The 19,422-nt window shown below is 57.0% G+C and carries 25 protein-coding genes; 11 read left to right on the top strand and 14 right to left on the bottom strand.

Going from position 1 to position 19,422, the window contains the following annotated elements; all coding sequences use genetic code 11:
* Positions 1–227: 227 nt before the first annotated feature.
* The 3 genes from ACR0KC_RS16060 to ACR0KC_RS16050 all read left to right on the top strand — a co-directional run bounded on the left by ACR0KC_RS16060 (position 228) and on the right by ACR0KC_RS16050 (position 2,064).
* A complete protein-coding gene (locus ACR0KC_RS16060) occupies positions 228–1,100 on the top strand; it encodes a DUF932 domain-containing protein (protein ID WP_152459999.1) in 873 nt (290 codons plus the stop codon).
* Between the two features lie 56 nt (positions 1,101–1,156).
* The gene (locus tag ACR0KC_RS16055; protein ID WP_480791300.1) at positions 1,157–1,714 is read left to right on the top strand and encodes a hypothetical protein; all 558 of its coding nucleotides are present in this window, start codon (positions 1,157–1,159) and stop codon (positions 1,712–1,714) included.
* Positions 1,715–1,776: 62 nt separating this feature from the next.
* On the top strand, positions 1,777–2,064 hold the full coding sequence (locus ACR0KC_RS16050) for a hypothetical protein (protein ID WP_480791301.1): 288 nt from the start codon (positions 1,777–1,779) through the stop codon (positions 2,062–2,064).
* 230 nt (positions 2,065–2,294) lie between these two features.
* Here ACR0KC_RS16050 and ACR0KC_RS16045 read toward each other — a convergent pair whose 3' ends face one another.
* The gene (locus ACR0KC_RS16045; RefSeq protein WP_480796363.1) at positions 2,295–2,582 is read right to left on the bottom strand and encodes a hypothetical protein; all 288 of its coding nucleotides are present in this window, start codon (positions 2,580–2,582) and stop codon (positions 2,295–2,297) included.
* A gap of 13 nt (positions 2,583–2,595) precedes the next feature.
* Here ACR0KC_RS16045 and ACR0KC_RS16040 point away from each other — a divergent pair, with 13 nt between their 5' ends.
* The gene (locus tag ACR0KC_RS16040; protein WP_480791303.1) at positions 2,596–2,754 is read left to right on the top strand and encodes a hypothetical protein; all 159 of its coding nucleotides are present in this window, start codon (positions 2,596–2,598) and stop codon (positions 2,752–2,754) included.
* Positions 2,755–2,764: 10 nt separating this feature from the next.
* Here the strand turns inward: ACR0KC_RS16040 and ACR0KC_RS16035 are convergent, their stop codons facing one another.
* On the bottom strand, positions 2,765–3,013 hold the full coding sequence (locus ACR0KC_RS16035; RefSeq protein ID WP_480791304.1) for a hypothetical protein: 249 nt from the start codon (positions 3,011–3,013) through the stop codon (positions 2,765–2,767).
* 611 nt (positions 3,014–3,624) lie between these two features.
* Between ACR0KC_RS16035 and ACR0KC_RS16030 the strand changes: the two genes are divergently transcribed.
* The 3 genes from ACR0KC_RS16030 to ACR0KC_RS16020 all read left to right on the top strand — a co-directional run bounded on the left by ACR0KC_RS16030 (position 3,625) and on the right by ACR0KC_RS16020 (position 7,019).
* Positions 3,625–4,044 (top strand): hypothetical protein, encoded by a 420-nt coding sequence (locus ACR0KC_RS16030; protein ID WP_480791305.1) that lies wholly within the window; start codon positions 3,625–3,627, stop codon positions 4,042–4,044.
* Positions 4,041–5,894 carry a relaxase/mobilization nuclease domain-containing protein gene (locus tag ACR0KC_RS16025; RefSeq protein WP_480522645.1) on the top strand — a complete coding sequence of 618 codons (1,854 nt, stop codon included), beginning with the start codon at positions 4,041–4,043 and terminating at the stop codon, positions 5,892–5,894. Before ACR0KC_RS16030 ends, ACR0KC_RS16025 begins: the two co-directional genes overlap by 4 nt.
* 87 nt (positions 5,895–5,981) lie before the next feature.
* On the top strand, positions 5,982–7,019 hold the full coding sequence (locus ACR0KC_RS16020) for a hypothetical protein (RefSeq protein WP_480791306.1): 1,038 nt from the start codon (positions 5,982–5,984) through the stop codon (positions 7,017–7,019).
* Positions 7,020–7,950: 931 nt separating this feature from the next.
* Here ACR0KC_RS16020 and ACR0KC_RS16015 read toward each other — a convergent pair.
* From ACR0KC_RS16015 to ACR0KC_RS15990, 6 genes are read right to left on the bottom strand one after another with little or no spacing between them, the layout of a single operon-like run.
* Positions 7,951–8,733, bottom strand: coding sequence for an SDR family oxidoreductase (locus ACR0KC_RS16015; RefSeq protein WP_480791307.1), 783 nt, complete (start codon positions 8,731–8,733; stop codon positions 7,951–7,953).
* A gap of 12 nt (positions 8,734–8,745) precedes the next feature.
* Positions 8,746–9,294 (bottom strand): YceI family protein, encoded by a 549-nt coding sequence (locus tag ACR0KC_RS16010; RefSeq protein ID WP_480791308.1) that lies wholly within the window; start codon positions 9,292–9,294, stop codon positions 8,746–8,748.
* Positions 9,278–9,910, bottom strand: coding sequence for a cytochrome b (locus ACR0KC_RS16005; protein WP_480791309.1), 633 nt, complete (start codon positions 9,908–9,910; stop codon positions 9,278–9,280). The genes ACR0KC_RS16010 and ACR0KC_RS16005 overlap by 17 nt, the downstream gene beginning before the upstream one ends.
* A gap of 1 nt (position 9,911) precedes the next feature.
* The gene (locus ACR0KC_RS16000; RefSeq protein WP_480791310.1) at positions 9,912–10,595 is read right to left on the bottom strand and encodes a YceI family protein; all 684 of its coding nucleotides are present in this window, start codon (positions 10,593–10,595) and stop codon (positions 9,912–9,914) included.
* Entirely contained in the window at positions 10,592–11,269 is a 678-nt protein-coding gene (locus ACR0KC_RS15995) for a glutathione S-transferase family protein (protein ID WP_480791311.1), read from the bottom strand. The genes ACR0KC_RS16000 and ACR0KC_RS15995 overlap by 4 nt, the downstream gene beginning before the upstream one ends.
* Positions 11,262–11,900, bottom strand: a complete 639-nt coding sequence (locus tag ACR0KC_RS15990) for an FMN-dependent NADH-azoreductase (RefSeq protein WP_480791312.1) — start codon at positions 11,898–11,900, stop codon at positions 11,262–11,264. The genes ACR0KC_RS15995 and ACR0KC_RS15990 overlap by 8 nt, the downstream gene beginning before the upstream one ends.
* A gap of 95 nt (positions 11,901–11,995) precedes the next feature.
* On the opposite strand from ACR0KC_RS15990, the gene ACR0KC_RS15985 reads away from it, so the two are divergent.
* The gene (locus ACR0KC_RS15985; protein WP_480791313.1) at positions 11,996–12,898 is read left to right on the top strand and encodes a substrate binding domain-containing protein; all 903 of its coding nucleotides are present in this window, start codon (positions 11,996–11,998) and stop codon (positions 12,896–12,898) included.
* Between the two features lie 328 nt (positions 12,899–13,226).
* Here ACR0KC_RS15985 and ACR0KC_RS15980 read toward each other — a convergent pair whose 3' ends face one another.
* The 4 genes from ACR0KC_RS15980 to ACR0KC_RS15965 all read right to left on the bottom strand — a co-directional run bounded on the left by ACR0KC_RS15980 (position 13,227) and on the right by ACR0KC_RS15965 (position 16,035).
* Positions 13,227–13,934 carry a DUF899 domain-containing protein gene (locus ACR0KC_RS15980; RefSeq protein WP_480791314.1) on the bottom strand — a complete coding sequence of 236 codons (708 nt, stop codon included), beginning with the start codon at positions 13,932–13,934 and terminating at the stop codon, positions 13,227–13,229.
* The gene (locus ACR0KC_RS15975; protein ID WP_480791315.1) at positions 13,931–14,695 is read right to left on the bottom strand and encodes a metalloregulator ArsR/SmtB family transcription factor; all 765 of its coding nucleotides are present in this window, start codon (positions 14,693–14,695) and stop codon (positions 13,931–13,933) included. The genes ACR0KC_RS15980 and ACR0KC_RS15975 overlap by 4 nt, the downstream gene beginning before the upstream one ends.
* Positions 14,692–15,111 (bottom strand): cupin domain-containing protein, encoded by a 420-nt coding sequence (locus ACR0KC_RS15970; protein ID WP_480791316.1) that lies wholly within the window; start codon positions 15,109–15,111, stop codon positions 14,692–14,694. The genes ACR0KC_RS15975 and ACR0KC_RS15970 overlap by 4 nt, the downstream gene beginning before the upstream one ends.
* Before the next feature lie 447 nt (positions 15,112–15,558).
* A complete protein-coding gene (locus tag ACR0KC_RS15965; RefSeq protein WP_480796362.1) occupies positions 15,559–16,035 on the bottom strand; it encodes a LysR family transcriptional regulator in 477 nt (158 codons plus the stop codon).
* A 265-nt stretch (positions 16,036–16,300) separates the two neighbouring features.
* Between ACR0KC_RS15965 and ACR0KC_RS15960 the strand changes: the two genes are divergently transcribed.
* Positions 16,301–16,549, top strand: coding sequence for an EF-hand domain-containing protein (locus tag ACR0KC_RS15960; RefSeq protein ID WP_058280350.1), 249 nt, complete (start codon positions 16,301–16,303; stop codon positions 16,547–16,549).
* A 493-nt stretch (positions 16,550–17,042) separates the two neighbouring features.
* Here the strand turns inward: ACR0KC_RS15960 and ACR0KC_RS15955 are convergent, their stop codons facing one another.
* Positions 17,043–17,357 carry a hypothetical protein gene (locus ACR0KC_RS15955; protein WP_480791318.1) on the bottom strand — a complete coding sequence of 105 codons (315 nt, stop codon included), beginning with the start codon at positions 17,355–17,357 and terminating at the stop codon, positions 17,043–17,045.
* Positions 17,358–18,008: 651 nt separating this feature from the next.
* Here ACR0KC_RS15955 and ACR0KC_RS15950 point away from each other — a divergent pair.
* Positions 18,009–18,170: a hypothetical protein gene (locus ACR0KC_RS15950; protein ID WP_480791319.1), complete on the top strand. Its 162-nt coding sequence runs from the start codon at positions 18,009–18,011 to the stop codon at positions 18,168–18,170.
* A gap of 160 nt (positions 18,171–18,330) precedes the next feature.
* Positions 18,331–18,492 carry a hypothetical protein gene (locus ACR0KC_RS15945; protein WP_480791320.1) on the top strand — a complete coding sequence of 54 codons (162 nt, stop codon included), beginning with the start codon at positions 18,331–18,333 and terminating at the stop codon, positions 18,490–18,492.
* A gap of 49 nt (positions 18,493–18,541) precedes the next feature.
* Here the strand turns inward: ACR0KC_RS15945 and ACR0KC_RS15940 are convergent, their stop codons facing one another.
* Positions 18,542–19,405, bottom strand: a complete 864-nt coding sequence (locus tag ACR0KC_RS15940; protein ID WP_480791321.1) for a LysR family transcriptional regulator — start codon at positions 19,403–19,405, stop codon at positions 18,542–18,544.
* Positions 19,406–19,422 lie beyond the last annotated feature (17 nt).

The following is a 19,422-nucleotide window of genomic DNA, read 5'->3' as shown; positions in this document are numbered from 1 at the left end:
AAAACCCGGTTCCTCCCACGCGCAAGCGCGCGGTTCCCTCCCATTTTTTCGCCACTCCGACCCCGTGACAGTCCCGCCCCGGGCCACAGGCAGGGCTTCGCCCTCCTGTTCTGCCAGCCGATAGATGTGGTCCATCTATCAGCTAACAGATCAGAAGGCCGCGCCCATTGGCGGAAAGCTGGGAAACACCGGCAACCGCATCGCCACGAAAGAAAGGAAGTAAGTCTATGGGTTACAATCGTTATATGAGCGGAATGTCCTGCGGTGGTCTGGTCACAGGGGAAGCCTTGACCGACGATCAACTGCGCTCCGCCGTGCCCTCGATCTTCGCAACCGAAGCCCACGAAAGCCGGTCTGACCGCTTTGTTGTGGTGCCGACAATCGACGTTCTGACCGGACTGCGTAAGGAAGGGTTTGACCCATTCTTTGCTCAGCAGGCCAACACCCGCATTGAAGGCAAAGCCGAGTTCACCAAACACATGCTGCGCTTGCGCCACCGCTCAATCACAAATGCCGAAGGCGAAGCCTTTGAAATCATCTTGGTCAACGCCAATGATGGAACCAGCAGCTATCAGATGGTGCCGGGTTTCTTTCGGTTTGTCTGCGCTAATGGCCTGATGGTTGGCGACAGCTTTAACGAGGTGAAGGTGCGCCATTCTGGTGACGCCATTCATGAGGTGATCGAAGGCGCATACACTGTTTTGGAAGATGCGCCCCATGTGGCCGAGCAGGTTGAAACCTTCAAAGGTATCTCTCTGGACGACGCCGAGCGCAAGGTGTTCGCGGAAGTGGTGCATGAACTGCGCTTTCCCGAGGCTCACAAGGAAGATGGAAAGCCCGCGCCGGTTCAGGCTGACGCTCTGTTGAGAACCCGCCGCAATGCCGACCGCCTGACCGATCTTTGGACCGTTGGCAATGTTCTGCAGGAGAACGTCATCAAGGGCGGGCTGCATGGTCGCGTCAAGGATGGCAATGGCCGCACACGCCGACAGCGCACCCGTGGCGTCAAAGGCATCGACCAGAACAAAGCTCTGAACCGGGCAGTCTGGTCTCTCACTGAAAAGATGGCAGAGCTGAAGGGCGTAAGCCTCGCAGCCTGAAGAACAGCGCGCGGCTCGATCCGGGCCGCGCATCCCCCCTTACTCGGAGCAGAGCCATGCAAATGGAAATCATCAACACACCCGCACATGAGCGTTTCAACAACTTGCCGAAAGGCGACAAGCTGGACCAATTCGAATGGTTCGAAATCATGCCCTGCCGCAATGATGAAAGCGAAGGGTGCGCCGTCCAGTGCGAAGCCGGAGAGGTCGAGTTTTGGAGCATTTACGGCCGGAAGAACGAAGGCACCAAAGACGCGCCTGAGTTTCTGGCAACCGCCGTTCATGACGCATGGGATGCAAGTGCGATTGTTAAGATCGCGCGCCAGATCGCCAAGGAAACCGGAAAGGGCTTTCTAGCCGGTGACATCGCCTTTGGTCAGTTTCCCCGGCAGAATGGTCAGCTCGTGCCAGTGGTGGAATTCACCGAGTTGGCCGAGGATCTGACGATTGCCATTCATGAGGACATTTGGGAGACCATCCCGCAGGCCGATCAGCGCGTAGATGATTTTGACAATCATCCGCTGGCCGCGTTGCGCGAGGCGTTTGTCGATTATTCCGACTATTCGGGATCTGATCAGCTCGACCCTTACCAGCCCGAAGCCACCACCCACTGAAACATTGCAAAGCCGGGAGGCCGCTAAAGCGGCCCCCGCCATTTGCCCGATGGAGAGCAGAAATGCAGCAGCTTGATTTGATACCGATGGCCCCAAGCGAGAAGGGAACACCAGGCGCAAACTGGTGGGCCGGTGCCTGGGAATGCCGAAACTTTGACGGGTTTTTTCAAACCCGTGAGCAGGGCCGGGGACCGTGGAAATTCGTGATCTACGGTTTTGGCGACGACGATGTTTCTGTCTACGGCGTCAACCCGTTTGGTGAGCTTGTCTACCAGAGCGTGCCCATCGACGGGCAGGATCGCATCACCATTCTTGGCCGCAAATATGGCCGGGACAACTGGCAGCACTAAGCCGGGCGAAGCCCGAAATCAGAAACCGAAAGGACCGTTCAATGTATGCCCATTGTTTCCGATCAGGACACATCGAGCTTTCCGAGCATCCCGACATCGAGGGCGGGATTTGTATTGGTGAAGGGACAGAGGACGAGCTGACCCGCAAACTGGATGGACGCGCCCGAATGTCATGGAATGACACGTGGTTGGTCCCCGGAGTGCCGGAAGCCGAAACCGGGGACGTGGCGCTAGATGCCACCATTCGATTCAAGACCCGGATGGATGACCCTCTGCCAGAGGCAAGGTAGGTGCGCCGCCAGTTCACCTTGCCGGGTCTCGATCAGCCGGGCCGAACCCGGCGCGTTCTGATGCACGCGGCTGATGTAGGTCAGGCCCCCGGTATGATGCCCGGTTGGCGAACCGCCAAGGGCGGGCACTTCATACGCGGTCAGTGCGGCCATGACGCCGGATGGTGTTTTGACATGACCGATACCGAAATTCGGCGGGGCATTCCGTGCCCGGTCTGCAACCACCAAAAGGAGGATTCCGATGCTTGAGAAATGTGTTCATCACACCATCGACATTGCTGTTGCCGGTGCCCTTTTGGTGGCAGCCGTTTCAGCGTTTTGCTGGCACGCGGAACAGCGCGCCACTATCGAGGTTTGGAAGTCTGACCGTGCCGCACGACTGACCGTCGCGCGAGACTGACCCGGCCCTTTCAGCGCGTCCTGTTCTTACTATCATCGACCATCCGGGCGAGGTCCGGATAGCCCGCGCCGCATCGGTTGTGCAGGGCCAGCCCGTCCTTTTCTCGGTCGCATGTTTTGGCGATGATCTTGAGCGCCGAGGGCAGCGGCGTGTCAGCACCGACCAGCTCAATGAACCGCTTTTTCGGGTACTGCCCGTACCGCCCGCAGGTCTTGCAGTTGATCCGGACCAGCTCAAACGGATAATCCCAAGCCCTCACAACATACAGCCCCCGGTAGTGCGGTTTTCACGCGGTCTGAAAAAATTCAACCCTTCCATTCTCAGCATCTATCCCACGGGTCCATTTAGAGCCAGCGTTAAGGCTGGCCGCTCGGTCCCCGTTCGTGCCACCCAACGCGAAGCCGCGCGACTGCCACCGTGCCAAGATCCCGACCGAGACACCCTGACCTGACATGCGACGGTCGGTTAGCTCGTCGGGTCGCGCGGCTGAAGTTCAGCCGACTTGTTGGCGCACTGGCCTGATCGGCAGAGCTAAAGCCAACTCGTCGGCACCCGCCGCCAAAGCGTCGGGAAGTTGAGCGCGCCCAGGCGCGCGGAAAATGCAGATCGCATTTAACGTGCCGGAAAGTGACGGGCGCTGTTCGGGCAGCCCACGCGTTGCGTGATTGCCCTGCGCCAGTCCACCGGCACCCACGCCTGTTTAAGGAAAAGGGGCGGAACCCTTTTCCCGGCGTGGAAATTGACTCCAAGAGTAAACCGATCACGATTTGAGAAAATACGAATTTCTAAAATCCCATCGGTTTACTCTTGGAGATTATGACAGGATAAGGTAGTTGTGTTACAAAATCAAAATACAACCTGAGGTATATATTGAGCAAACCCGCCGACACCACTGTCTTTTCCGTGCGCTTGCCGGTAGATGCGCTGGAGCGCTTGGAGGCGGCTGTGGGCGCGCTTGGGGCCAAGAGCCGCAACCAAATCATCCAACGACTGATCTATCGTCTGATCGGGTATCTCGATCCTGACCCCGCTGTTGTGGGTCTCTGGCAGAAGCACTTGCGGCAGGTTCAGGGTGGATACACCAACCTCAATCAACTGGCGAAATCGGCCAAGCGCGGCACGGTGATCTGGACGGATGACGACCGGCGCGATGTCGAAAATCTCCATCGTGCGATCATCCAGCACCGGCAAGACCTGAAAGCGCTGATCACAGCGGCCCGCCGAAATCGAGAACCGGAGGCCGCCATTCGCCGGATCTTGCGCGACGATGATTGGACATCTGAAGTATGAATGTCGCGGCTCGCAATCTGACAGCAGGGGATTTCCTGGAGCTTGCCTTCCGGGAAGCGCAGAAGGGTATCGATCGATCCAAGCAGATCAGCCTGCAGCTGCAGACCGCCAAGCGCATGAAGTTCATGATCTCGCGGGCCTCATCCATCAAGGCGCGGCTGGGTGCTGTGGTCGGAAAGCCCGAGGCGGTTGTGAAACACGTCCGCAAAGGTGGGGTGAACAACGCCCATGAGCTGCGCCGCCAGATCAGTTACCTGACCGTCCGGGCAGAGGGTGTTTTGGACATCCGGGACAATGGCGTGACCCCGCTTGATGCGGATCAGGTCAGGGATTTGATCGAGACCTGGGCGGAGGATTTCAACGGGAAAACCAACTACGGTTACACCCGTCACATGATCGTTTCTTTTCCCGAAGGCACCTATCCGGACGCCGCGCATGAGGCGGGCTTGGAGTTCGCGGACCGTCTGTTTGGAAGCAGAGATTTTGGCGATACCTGGGACTACCTGACAGTGTTCCACAACGACACCGATAACCCCCATGTCCACATCGTTGTGAACAACCGAGGCGTCGAGCATGGGCAGTGGCTCGCTATGGGCATGAGCAGCGAGATGAACATCGACGTTCAGCGCGCCATCCAGGTTGAGGTTGCCGAAGGATACGGCATTGAGCTGACCGCGACGACCCGCCTTGAGCGCGGTTTGCGGCAGGAAGTGGAGACAGACACGTGGAAAGTTCAGGCCGGACTGTCACTTGTTGAAAGCACCCCGGAAGTCGAAGTTACGGCCCGTGACAGGGCTGCGGATGTGATGACTTTATCCATCGCAAGAATGTCCGATCTGTTTGATGAGCGCGCCAACGCCATCAGCGAAAGGATCGAAGAGTTTGCCATCAAGCTCATTGAAGGAGAAGAACCTATGGTATCGAGAATGGAACATCTACTGGATCAGGCCCATCATTTTGATGATTACGGTGAGCCGGGAGGCCCCGAATACAAGTCGCCTGAGCTGATGCACGAGCTGCGTCAGCACATCGCATTAGGCGGCGATGAGGAAACAATCAGCCCCGATCTGAAGGCCCGTGTAATCCAGCATATTGACGATCACCAGCATATCGCGGAGAGCGGTGGAACCCTCTCGGCGATGGCTGATATTGTCGATCATAAAGTCTATCAATCCTCCGAAGACTACTCGCCGCCAGCAGTTCGCTATGACGCCTACATGCGCGATACGCTGGGCGAGGATGCCAGTGACAATTGGTCGAAGAAGTCCGCCGACATCCTGCAGTCCATCGAGAAAATGGAAGGACTGGCGCGTGAGGTTGAAGATCCCCATCTGCGCGTCTCAATGGATATTCAGATAGGTGAGCTGAAAGGCGACGTTGCGAATATGCGGCCCAACGATCCTGACCTGCAAGCCTTCATCATGGAGGACAGGCGTTATTCAACGCTGATGGACACCGCTGAGATGGATACCTTGGATTATCCGCAAGCCGAGCAATGGGTCGAGATCCGCAAGGAAGTCACTGACACGGCCAGCAGCTACGGCCTAGACGGCGAGGCGTTTGTTGCCCGTTTTGGCAACCATCACAACGTCACATTGGGAACGACTATGGAATGGCGTAGCGACGATATTTCGACCGCAGCGGCCCACTTCCAGGCTCAAGGTTTGCCGGACAGCCAGGACCGCGCCGAGGCCGTTGTTGATGAGCTGCACCAAATAGCCTCTACCAAGATCATCGCAATTTCTGAGGAACTTTCGGACGTTCACGCCCATGCAACGCACCCGCTCTTGCAAGGGCGCGGCGACGATACCGGTCATAGCTTGGAGGACGATGACGGACACAGCTTATAAGGATTACACCCGGTCTGCCTGATGAGCGCGCCAACGCCATCTGCAGGACCATCACAGAGTTATCCATCAACTCGAAAAGGAAAAACTATGGTTTCGCGTACAGACTATCTTTTGAACGAAGTCGAACACTTCGCACCCTATTCCAAATTTGATCAATCCGCCCCGCGTGAAGATCGTGTTTCTGAGCAGATTGACATCATCACGAAAGAGCAACGGAGTCTGGGGTATGACAATGCCGCCATCGGTGGGCGACTGGCTGACATCGAGGACCAGGCTAACCGCCGTGTTGACGAACACACCGCCCAAGCTGATCTGGTCGAAGAACTGAAGATCGAACTGGAAGCCGCCGAGAGGTCAGGGGAACCAGTTAATCAGGGCGACATGCAGGCTTTGGTTTCCCGTCATATGACCGACGCTCAGGAATATGACCTGTATCACCCCTACTATTCGTCGCTCGCGGATCTGAGTGGTGACAAGGATTTTCAGGGTTCGGATGACTACCAGTCGCCCGGTGATCGCTATGTTCAGTATATGCAATCCGCTCTGGGGCAGGCCGGTTTCGAGAATTATGAAGAACAAACCAAAGACATCGTGAAGTCTATCGAGAACATGGAGGCTCTTGCCCGAGAGGTCGAAGATCCGCACTTGCGCGCCAAAATGGACGTCCAGATCGGAGAGCTGAAGGGCGATGTTGCTGAACTGCGCCCATACGACACCGACCTACAGGCGTACACTGTTGCTGATGACAGTTACACCACATCCATGAATGCAGCCGAGTTGGACAACCTGGACCCGACAGAAGCCGAAAAATGGCTGGCTGTGCGTGATGACATTGTGGCAACCGCCAACAGCTTCGGACTCGATGGAAACAAGTTCCTGGCCCGCTACAACGATCATGACAGCGTTTCAGTCGGCACAACGGCGACTTGGAAAGACGCGGATGTTTCCACCGCTGCTGCCCACTTCAACAGCCAAGGCGTTCCGGACAGCTACGAGCGCGCCGAGGCCGTTGTCGGTGAGCTGCACCAGGTTTCATCCAGCAAGATTGCCGCCGTGGTGCAAGAGATTGCCCATACCCGCGAACAGGCTACCCACGTCCATGAAGATGACGGTCACAGCCTTTAACCACGGAGGACATGATAGATGATCGTTCGCATTCTGATCTTGCTCGCCGCCGTCGCAGGGACTTGGTACGCGACGAAAGCACATACAGAAAAGCGCCTCACTACTCAGTGGCGGCTAGCCGTGGTGAAATGCGTTGCCGGGAATGCTGAGATTGCTGGATTGGAACAATGTGTCGTCCAGGCCGTCCGTCCATCGTCTGTTGCTTCTGTTGCAGGAGGCGAATGATGTTGGCTACAAATCAAAACCATTGTGCAGTGCCTTCAACTGCACAGATTGCGTCGATGATGGGGCATAACAACCCGCCCCCCGAAAAGGTCATCAAGCCGTCGCCCGATAGTGTTTTCGGGCTTCGGGCTGCATGGCTTCGGTTCGCGGAAAAGAGGGAGTTAGTCCGTCTTGTAAAGCTGCACGTTCGGATCGAGCGGAAAGAGCAAGCTCTGAAGGATCTGCGAGCCGAGCGCACCAAGATCATGAGCAGGTGTATACGTCGAATGCGCCGGGCCTCTGGCAAGAACTGAGTGCCACGCATCGCAAATGAAAAAGCCGCCCCAGGGCGGCTTTTCTTTGTTGGCCCAACTGGGGGTCGATTTAGGCTGAATGCAGAATAGGGCGGTAAGGATTTTATTCCGGATTGGCAGTATAGTGATCCTTCGCTGCACATCGCACGAACTCACCAGACGCGGACAAACCCGTCATCCGATTTTCGCATTTCGCTAGCGCAGCATATCTCCGCGCGGGCGGCATACTTAGTGCTGCAACACAGCACATGCCGCAAGATCAGACGTTCATAGACGCCGCAATCGTCTGACCCGAAATCTTGCTTTTGCTGCTGCTCCGTTCGATCATGAAAGCGCAAACAAAAGCGGCCATGCCTCAGTATCTCGGCGATGACCGCTCTAATGGACACTCACACAAGTGTCTTGGTTGGCCGCTAACCTTCCAAAGGCATCCCGATGGCATCGCGCCCTTCATCGACCTTGAGCGAAAAATCAGTACCCAGCCATTTGTCTGCGCCATCGGTGGTCAGAAACGAGATGGCTTTGGCGACCCAATCGGGTGTGATGTGATTTTCCCACGGGATCTGGCTGACGGCGTTGATGCCTGAAGCGCGGATTTGCTCCTGCATCTCTGTCGCCACTGTCCCCGGCGACAATCCGACGACACGGACGCCTTTGTCGTTTGCCTCCTTATGCGCCACGCCGGTCAGGCGCAGCACGGCGGCCTTGGAGGCGCAGTAGTGCGACCAGCCTTCGAGGAAGGAGTTCGCTGCACCCGAAGAAATATTGATGATCGTGCCGCCGCCGTCTTGCCCTGCCATCACCGGCATCGCGTGACGCAGGCCGAAATAGACGCCCTTGATGTTTACATCCATGATTTTTGACCAGGCGTCTGGATCACTGTCCATGATCCGTGCGATCGGATCGATCAGACCTGCATTGTTCACGAGGATATCGAGGCGGCCAGTGTCATGCACGGCGCTCTGGATCAAAGCCTTCATGGCGTCATTATGTGAGACGTCGGTTGGGTGTGCCGTTGCCGCTCCGCCTGCTGCTTTGATTTCATCCGCGATCGCGGTAATCCGGTCATTCGATCGCGCAGCCAGAACGACATGCGCGCCGAGGCTTGCGAGATAGCGGGCGGTTTCTTCGCCGATGCCGCGCGATGCGCCGGTAATGATGGCGGTCTTGCCGCTCAGGTCGGGTGTGATGGTCATGGTGTATCCTTTTCAATCAGCGGCGCAGTGCGCCAGAAGTGTTGCAGTGATCGATACATCGGGCGCAACCGCGTTCTGTCCGACGCCAATGTCATGGGATGTGCGGTCGATGCTGCTGCTGAGGTCCGCGCGCGCGATGCAGTTCTCCACCGACAGCGTGCCGGTAAGCGTCAGCGGCATATCGATGCCTTTGAGGGTCAAGGTGCCCGGAACAGTCAAAGTCCCATCCGATTCCAGTTCGAATGTGGTTGAGGTGAAACGAGCCGTCTGGTGGTCCGCCGCACCCAACCATGCCGCGTCGGCAATGGCCTGCGCGCGATCATCGTCGATGCGAACGCTTGCGATATCAATCGACACCACGACCGTAGCAATCTCAGGCGCTGTGGGATCAAATGTGATGTCGGCATCCCATTGCCCAAATACTCCAACCGCTTCGGTGCCGCCGATTTCTACGGCGAAGGACAGAGCGCTTTGGTCATGATCTACTGTCCACGTCATCTCTGCCGCGGCGGCAATCGTGAGGCAGGACAGCGCGATTGCAAGGCTAAGACTTTTCAACATGGTCGGTCCTCCGGTTGGTCTGCTTCACAAGGGGCAGCATTTCGGACAGGATGTTATCCCGGTCGATAAAATGGTGCTTTAAGGCAGCCGCCGTATGCAGTCCGGCCAAGCCGGTCAGGGCCCACGCCCCTGCCCAATGCAGCGTGGCAAACAGCGCCTCTCGCGTGGCATCCGGCCCGATTAGATGGGGCAGTTCAAAGAGGCCGAAGACGACGGTCGGAAAGCCAAGTGTGGAGGAAGATGTCAGCAACCAACCCGTGATCGGCATGGACAGCATCAGTGCATAAAGCCCGATCTGGGCCGCGCGGGCCGCGCGTCGTTCCATAAGCGGCATATGCGCAGGCAATTCTGGTGTGTGGACCACTGCCCGCGCAAGAAAGCGCAGCAATACGGCCAAGAACAACACGACGCCCACGGATTTATGGAGCTGGAAGGCATCGAACACAGGCAGACCCAGCACCGTGACCGAGAAATCGCCGGTGGCCTCTGCGTGATGGGCGGCCCGCGTAATGGCGAATCCACCCAACAGCATGAGCGCGAGCGCTGCCGCCATCACCCAATGGATCAGGACGATGGCAACAGGCCACTGCGCCGCGGATGATTGGCGCGAAGACACCTCAGCCCTCGTTCGGGCCGGTGAAGCCTTCGACATAGCCCCAGTTGCAGGGCACGTTCGTCGCCCGCGCGGCCTCGGGCAGCGATCCGCAATCGACAAGGTCGATATGGATATCGAGGTCGATCACCGTCCCGATGGGCGATCCGGGAAAGGCGATGAAATCCATGCCCAGGGCCGTCCGGTCCACGGACCCGGTCGCCTCGAACGACGCGGTGCGGATCTCATCGTAGTTGGGAATGAAATCGGGGTAGGCGCGGTCCGCGATCAGCGTGAAGTCCAGATCAACCGGTGCAGAATTGCCCAGAAGCGTGACAGTGCCTGTCATGGTGCCTTCGGTGTCGGAGGTCATGGTAATGGCCTCGGACGTGAAGGTGACAACCGGGAAGGAGGCAACGTTCAGCAGTTCCGCGTTGCGGATATGGTTGTCGCGCCCGATGTGGTTGGAATTGACCGAGGCCGCGTCCACGGTGATCGCAATGGCGGAGTTTTCCGGGTTTTCTTCGTCGATGAGGAACGTGCCTTCGAACGTATCGAACCGGCCTGCGGTGCGGGCGAGGTCCATATGGTCGATTTCCCACCCGAGATGGGCGTGGCCCAAGTCAAGCGTCCATTCGGTTTGCTCGGCCACGGCGGGGAGGGCCATGAGAGCCAGCGTGCTGATCAGGGCAAGGGATTTAAGGGTCATGTCTTGGGTCCTTTTTGAGGTTGGCTTGGCGAGGTTCGCCAATGGGGTGGATAGGTGTCTGCGACACCGGGAAGCGTGGCCATGCGGTCCAGCCACGCCTCAAGCGGCGGACGGGAAGACGTCAGGGTCCCGCAAATCGGGGGCGGATTGTCCGCCAGCGCCACTCCGCGCGCGATCCAGTGCAGCGCGGGGTAAAGCCAGATGTCGGAGGCCATCGGGGATGCGCCCCCGAGGAAGGGTTGCATGGCGAGTGTTTCGGCATAGACATCACAGGCGGCGGCGAGCGTTTTCAGATTGGCCTCATCGTGGGTGGTGCCGCGCAGCAGGGCGCGGGCGGTTCCGGTGACGGCAAGACGCAGATCACCCTCCATCACCATGACGTCCTGCCAGACCCGCGCTGCGGCTGCGATGTCGCCACCCCAAATCGGACGGTCGGGAAAAGCTCGATCCAACCACGCCAGAATTGCGATGCTTTCGCGCAAAGTGACATCGCCCGCGACGAGCGTCGGCACCTGCCCCGTCGGATTGATCTTGAGATAAGCGGCGGAGCGATTTTCCCCCGCGCCATGATCGAGGCGGTGGCTGTCAAACGCGATCCCCTTGAGCGTCAGGGCCAGCATGACCCGCCAGGCGGGCGGACTTCCGGAGATCCAGTAAAGCGTTGGCTTATCCATGCGCCTGGCCCCCGAAATGCGCATCGATTGCGGCGTGGGTGCAGGCGTGTTCGGCGGCGACGGTCTCGGGATCGGCAGTTGTCGCCTCGATCACGAAATCCGTGACCGAAGTCAGCCCGATGAAATTGAGCAGCATCGACAGGTAGGGGCGCATGAAATCGTAGCTTTCCAGCGCACCACCGGCCCCGTAGCCGCCCGCACCATAGGCGTAGACGACATAAACGGGACGATCGGCCAAAATGGGGCGGAAGCTGCCGTTCTCATGGGAGAACGTTCGCCCCATCCGCGTGATGTGGTCGATCCAGGCCTTCAGCGCTGAGGGGACGGAAAAGTTATAGATCGGAACGGACAGGACCACTGCGTCAGCGGAGGCAAGCTCCTCGATCAGCGCGTCCGACAGCGCCGTCGCATCGCGCAGAGTGTCGGTCATCCGGTCTTCGGGCGTATAGAACCCGTTGATTGTGTCGTTGGAGATATGAGGCAAAGGCGTCGCGATCAGATCGCGGTCGATCACCTGCGCGTCTGGGTGTTGGACTTGAAGATGCGAAATCACGTGGTCTGCAACGCGGCGACTGTGGGAGCCTTCGGCCACGTTGCGAGAGGAACTTTCGATACGGAGGATGCGGGTCATAGAATTCGCTTTCTGTTGGTTGACCCTGATATCGTCGATGCAATGATTGCGAAAAAGGCGATACTCTGCCAATCTGTCGTGCATGATTTGCATGAATGGCTGATATGGACGACGATCTTCTCAGGACGACGCTGCGGGTGGCGCGCGCAGGCTCCTTCGCCGCCGCCGCGCGCGAAACCGGAGTTGATCCATCGTCTGTGTCGCGGCACGTTGCGGCATTAGAAGAAGCGGTAAACATCCGCATCTTCGATCGCACCACACGGCGGCTTGATCTGACAGAGGCCGGTCGCCTGTATCTGGACCGCGCCGCCCCCGCCCTCGATGCCTTGGACGAGGCAGCAGACGTGGCACGCGACGTAATGACAGAACCCTCCGGCACTCTGCGGGTCACAACGTCCGTGGCCTTCGGCGAACGCTGGCTGGTGCCGCGCCTTGCCGCCTTTCGAAGCGCCTTTCCCCGGATCGACCTTGATCTCATTCTGACCGACGCAATGACGGACCTGGCCCAAGACGGTATTGACGTGGCCCTCCGCCTCGGGCCACGCCCGGAAACAGGGAGCATGGTCGCGGCCAAGCTGTTCGACACACCCTACCGCGTCGTCGCGTCCCCCGACTATCTTGCGCGGCGCGGGCATCCACATACCCCGCAAGAGCTGGCGGAGCACGATGGGCTGCTGTTTCGGTTGCCCGCCTTTCAATCGCCGTGGCAATTCACCAGCACGGAAGGCGGCAGAGGCGTCGAGGCTCGCCCGAAGCCTGCATTGACAATCTCCAACGCGCTAGCGCTGCGCCGTGCAGCCCTCAGCGGCATGGGAGTGGCATTATTGGCAGATTGGACGATTTGCTCAGACCTTGAAGAAGGCACGTTGGTGGACCTGTTCCCGCAACTCCAGGCCAGTGCCGGAGGCTTCGACAGTGCGGCGTGGTTTGTCTATCTCTCGCGGTCCTATGTGCCAGCACGACTGCGTGTGTTCATCGACCATCTGAGAGAGCGATAATCCGGCAGTTGCGCGAATGCTTGGCCCCACACCTTTGTTTTCCGCGACTTGATCTTTATCTGCTCTCGCCAAGCTACATTTGTCATCAACGACCGCTTATGCCGCCGCAGGGCAGCGCACGTATCGAAGCATCTGTAGAGATTTTCATGCTGCGCCCGCATGCAGCACGAAATATGAATTCACAGGTTGGGCTCACAGCGGACTTGCGGCAGCGCGGCGCGGGCAACCTGGGGTTAGATGACTGCAAAGCGGGACAAAGCCGACAATAAGAGCGCGTGCTCGAATGACCGCTGTTGGCGAACTGCCATTCGAGCCCTCGCTTGTAAAGTCAGTACCGGTCGCGCCGTTCAACCCAGCTCATTGTGTACCCCAATCCCTCTTCGGCCCGACCCGAGGGTGTGTGATCGAGCAGGTTGTATGTGGTGTTGAGGATATCCAGTCCCCGAGCATAGGTTGAATAGGAGTGGGCGACACCACCATCTGGCAGGCGGCAGAACACGCTGAGGCCAGGGCATTCCTCGCCATAGGGCCTCATCGTGTAGTTATAGGCGTCATCACTTGCTGCGCCATCAGGGAACGTCACACCAAAGTCCTTGCTGAAGGAGTTTCCCTGTACCGACACCCAGCCAAACGACCAACCCATACGCCGTTTGTAAGCGTCAATACGGTCGAAGCCAGCATTTGATGCACAGCAAAACGCAGTATCGCGGGCCGCGAGGTGTTCTTGGGCCTTGTCGAAGCTGTCGGCGAAGAACGAGCAGCTTTTGCATCCCTCCTCCCAATCCGGGCCGAACATGAAATGATAGACCAGGAGTTGGGAATGAGGGCCGAAGAGCTCTGCAAGCGACCGTTGCCCTTGGGCGGTGGCAAACGTGTACTCGGTCTCAACGCGTACCCAAGGCAGCGCGCGCCGAGCGGCCGAAAGATTATCTCGTTTCCGACTAAATTCCTTTTCAAGCTTCAAGAGCGCCAAGCGCTGGTCAAGCCAGTTGGATCGATCCGTCAGCACCGGCTGCGAAGAGGTTTGCCCGGTCACTCTCCGTCTCCTGTCGCCTCGACTGCCTTGCGCAGACGATCAATATGGGCATCCCAACCATGATCGAGAGCAGACAGAAGTTGCCCGGCGGCCTGTCCCGCGGCTTCGGCGATACCGTCGTGTCTGAGGCTTAGTTTTGTGCCACCGGCAAGTGGCTCCAGCGTCCAGGTCAACGTCGTCTCGCCGCCGTCGAAATAGGGAATTTCAAATGTGCAGACCAGTACGCGCGGCGCATCCGCCCGCAACACCCGGCCCCAGACATGCCGGACCGTTTGGCCGGACTCGTCTTTGTTGACGAGCTCATAAGGTTCACCTTCCGAGAGGTTGGCACGCGCGGGGTGATACCACGTACCGAGCTTGTCCTTGTCGGTGAGATAGCTCCAAACGAGTTCGGGAGGCGCGGGAAAATAAGCGGATTTGGTCAGTGAGTCGGTCATTTTGGTCTTGCCTTCCAATTCAGATTTCAGTGCGGTGTCGAGCGCCGATAGGCGGTCGTCCCAGTAGCGAGAGAAGAAGTCGAACCAGTCGCGGGCATGAAGCATGGCATTCGGCTGCAGATGGTTTATGCGCGTACGCCCCTCGGTCCGCACCGCGATAAGTCCCGCTTCTTCGAGGACTAGGAGGTGCTTCTTCACAGCGCCTCGCGTCATATCAAAATGATCTGTGACCTCGGCGATAGTCATTTCCCGGCTGGCGAGCATCCTGAGGATGTCGCGCCGGGTGGAATCGGCCAGGCCACGGAAGGTCGCCTGCAATGTCATTGCGCGACAACATTAAAGTCGAAAGCGCCGTCCTGATAAAGGAACGCAACGCAGGGAACATCAGAGACACAGGCGCTGACATGGGGCAACCCGGCTGGGATGTGATAGTAGGACCCCGGCCCAAGATGCACAGAATCGCCGCTTTCGCCGCCGCTCGCGGTGTGGATGAACGTGCCTTCCATAACGACACCGAACATATTGGCGGATTTGACATGCGGTGGGCTGGCAAGCCCTGCGGGAAGGCGCACCATCGCCATATAAGGCTCGGCGAATCGATCCCCTTGCAACGCTGCGAACTCAGCGCCTTCGGGTGTTGTGGCCCACGGAAGGCCGTCGCTTGGCAGCGCGACAATTTCGTCTGCGAACACCGGTGTAGACAGGGCGGACGCCGCGATGATGAGAGCGGTTTTTAACATTGTGATCCTTAAAGTGATACCAAAAGGTGCCACTTTAAATAACACCAATTGGTGTCATGTCAATAGTCATTCCCAATAGCGCAGCGTTCGGATTTCTGGAGAGTGTTCGCGGATGTGGAGGAAGCAGCTCTCCGCGCGCACGATAGTTTATGAACCAGGATACATTCAGTGGCAGGCAAGAACGGGCTACAAAATGATAGTCAAAGCGGTCGCTTAGCAGAATCGCAGCATCCGTTAGATGGGCTCTTCAGCCTCCTTCGCCGCGTATTCTACGAACGACGGCTCCCAGAAACGGCGCCGTTCGCTGCGTCGCGCAAGAACTGGTAAGGCGCGGACTTTGCTGTCATTCGATTTGTGGCTTTCGCTGACGCAGCATCGTCTCGCAGGAGCAGCACTGAATTAGCCTTGTCACAGCAAGTGTCGCCACAGCGGCCGTTCAATCCGCGTTCAACGACCATATTCCAAAACGTACCGTCGCCACGTGGCAGGTTTATGCGAACGACGTGGGACTTTGCCTCCATCGTCCCTGCGGGTATTGGCTGGCGCAGTACTTGCTCGCGTGTGCAACACCTTAGTTTGGGCTTCCCGAAGCATCGGGAGCGCATCGATCAGCAGCTTGTGCCACAAACTCGATACGGCACCGAATTCCAACAACATGTCACAAACGACCGGCAGAGAGACATCGAGCCGTGCTTGAGACCAGGTTCGCACCAACGCCCGGGCGTGGCGATGAAACTGGCTTCCTGCGGGCGTTAACTTTGCTCCGCTCTTCCCGCGTTCGAAGACAGGCTGACCTTGCTGATATTCCAGAGGACGAACGCGCATGCTGACCGTTGATTGTGTGATGTGCACCATTTCAGCGGCACCAAAGAAGCTGCCGGTCTCAACCTTCATGGGAGTTGTTCGTGCAAATTCAATGTCCATACTTACCTATTTGTAATTCCGATATCATTATCAACATAAATTTGTTATTCAAACAATTCGATTGACCCCATATTGTCTGTGTAGCGGTCAGGAGCAGTCAGATGTTCGGAACACGATCTATGATATTGTGAGAAGTGTCGCACCCGATCTCTCGTGACGCCGACGCCTGAGTGAGGAGTTTTCACGGTCCCGCTCTTGGGCCGCTACATCAACAATGAAGATCTTAACCTGGGATCCCTTGGATGCCCCATTCATGGAGAAAAACATGAGCCGCGTATCAATAGGTGCACTACTCGCGATGCTGATGGTGACATCGGCTTTTGCAATGCCCGCCGAAATCGATACCGATGGTGATGGAATGGCGTCTTTTGCCGAAATCCAGGCGTTTTATCCTGAAGTGACAGAAGAACTATTCGGAGAGATCGACCTTGATGACGACGGATACGTCAATGATGAAGAATTCCTGGAGGCGGTCGGAGAAGAACTCATCCCTGATCCGGTAACTGACGCGTAGCCAGGAGGTCGCGGAGTGTTCGACACATGTCCAACAGCACACGGATCAAAAGACTGTTCTTAGGTGCCGCAGGCCTCTCGCTACTCTTGTCCCCCTTCGTCATGCTCAGCCAGGCCAGCTTGTCCGCTGGAACCTCGGCCCAGGTAGTTCTTGTTTCGTTGTCCATAGGTTTACAGGCGTTGGTGACTGCAGTGTTGAACTCGCAACATTATCGCTGGGTACGTGGCGCATTGGGAATAGCATTGGGAATTGCAATACTGGGAGGTAGGTCGGTGCTCGGCGACGCCGAACAGTACACGGTCGCGCTAAGTGCCAGCATCGCAGGGGTTGCGATCATCTCAATCGCAGTTGCCGAGTGTTTTGGTAACAATCAACACGGCCGCTCCCAGACAGGTGAAGGGCGGGAAACCACACTGTATTCTTTTCGCGACCGGCGCCGGCTAGGTGAGCTTCGGAAAACTCCAGAGACGATCTTAGCCTTCAGGTCAAGCTGTCAAAGGTCTGGTAAGCCGACAAAATCGATCCACCCCGTGACGATCTGCGGTTGACGTTCCGATAACTGGTGCCTTGCCGTCAAGAGACCTCGTAAGAAAACCACGCCGACAAGTTCACCGAGATCGTTAACTATGTATGGAAGCTGGCCGCGATAGCGCTCAAAATCGCCTTCGTCCGAGGCCAGGCCTCGCAGGAATTTGCCAACGGTCTCTGTTTCGAGGAAATGAAAGCACTCTGCCATCATCAGGCCGCCGGCTGTATCGTTCTCGTATTGTGACAGTCGACGTACGTTATCAGCACTATCAGCGTCCATTTCAGAGAGGATCCGCTAACACCGTAGGGGCCAGCGGCGTGTTTGAACAGCCGCGCAATAGGCCGAACACATGTCAGTACTCGAACCGATGCTAAAGACCGCCCAAATGACCTCTTGCGTTTTTGACGTCTACACATGTTGCAAAGTTTATGAGTTCTGAAGGTGTAAACACCCCCAATCGCCTCGTTCATTCCAATGCGAAAGGTCAAGATGCTCTTCGCCCATCTGAACCGATACATAGGCGTGCCGATAATGCGTTACGAGGACCCAAAGGCGCACACGAACAGTTCTAAATTGCAGCCACCGCAAAACCTCAGGAACCTCGTTGAACTGGACCTAAAATCAGCACCAACGGGCTGAAACAAAAAGCTTGACCAATTGACGCGACACCTGTGACCGGCCCAAACCCCGATTTCCTCAACACTATCCAGGCAAAGTAAACCTTCGCTGCAGTCACGCCAATGGCCGCTTCAGGAACCGGGAACTTTATTTCACCCCGTCAACTTCGGAACCAGATGTCCGAAAATAGATTGATTCCAAAGAGGATGTATTGACAAAACAAATATCAACGTGCAGATAAATTCGCTTTTCAGAATTCCGTGGCGCGCGTAGCTTTGAGCAATGTTGAAATCGTTGTCTGAGGAATCAGAGATGGCCAAGCAGAAACCCGTAGATAAGTATTTCCGCGACCAGGATCGCAACCCTACGAGCATTTTGTCTCGCTTGAAGTCAAAAAAACAGTTGCGCAAGTTTGCCAAGAAACACGCCAAAACCTGGCGTGAAAATTTTTACGGTTCACCCGCCCAGAACTAGCTTTCCGGCTACTACTTGAGTCCAACAGGGGGCTTGAAGCCTGCATGTCGTTAAAGAGCGCATGCAGGCATCTTTTGCTGCATTATCCGAAAATTTGGCGACAGCGATTGACACACTCACATACCAAACGTCCTTGAAACACCAGAAAGGAGACATTGCAATGACTACACTCACCATGAAAGACAGACGTCTTTGGATCGCGGGTGTCGCGGCGACCGTTGTTGTTGTCGTCGCTGTCGCTTACGTCAGCGGCTACTTCGGCGACGGGGCAACTGAGACACTGATACCTACCAGCCCTGAGATTTCGTCACCGGAGGGATGATCGACTAGCTTAGTGATCGGATGCGCTGATGCAGTATGCGTCAGCGCATTCACTTTGCACCGACCAGCAAGGATCGTGCGACTTCCTTCAGGTAACTGGCCGCCTGGCCTGGAAAGCTGTCACTTTGTTCTTTGTTAAAAACAGCATGAGCTGCGTAGGCAAACCTAGGTGCATTATTTACGATTCGTAGCGATCCGTCCTTGATCCCTGTTTCAACAATTCGGCGCGGAAAGTAACCCGACGCTGGTGTGGACATCAGGTATTGCAGCCCGAGTGTTCCGATTTCCAGGTGCAAGCCTGGCGTGACAAGGTCAGGAAAATTCAGCAGGTGATCCGCCCGAAATTCGGGTCCCCAATCAACAAAAATGTAACGGCCGCCGAGTGGATTTCCCAATTCTTCCATGTCGCTGCTGACGAGGACAAATTCGTCTTCAAAGAGCTGCAGTGCAACAAGCCCAGTCGTATTTCTGGGACGGTACATGACTGCGAGGTCTAGAATGCCATCTTCGACTTGCTGGTTCAGATCGACTGCATTGGCCCAGGACGCTTTGACGGCCACGTTTGGCAACGTGTTCTCCAAGCCTAGCATAGCTGTGGTCAAGAACCCATCCCAGAGGCTGGGGAATGCACCGATTTCAAGTGAGGCATAGAGTTCGGCAGGCAATGCGGCATCCAACTTTGCCTGCGTCCATGTGCGCACAAGAGTGACTGCGTGCCGCTGAAAATGCACGCCTGCTGGCGTTAAAGTTGCCCCTGTCTTGCTCCGTTCAAAGACGGGTTGCCCAAGCTGTTGTTCAAGGGTTCTGATGCGCATGCTTACCGTCGATTGGGTAACGTGCACCTTATTTGAGGCTTCGAGAAAGCTACCGGTTTCGACGACAGCAAGAAAGGTTCGGGCGAGTTCGATATCCATACGGCACCTATTTGCAT

The organism is Ruegeria sp. CF3 (assembly GCF_056537365.1).
The sequence above is the reverse complement of the archived record's forward strand: the minus strand, read 5'-3'. Positions and strand labels throughout refer to the sequence as shown.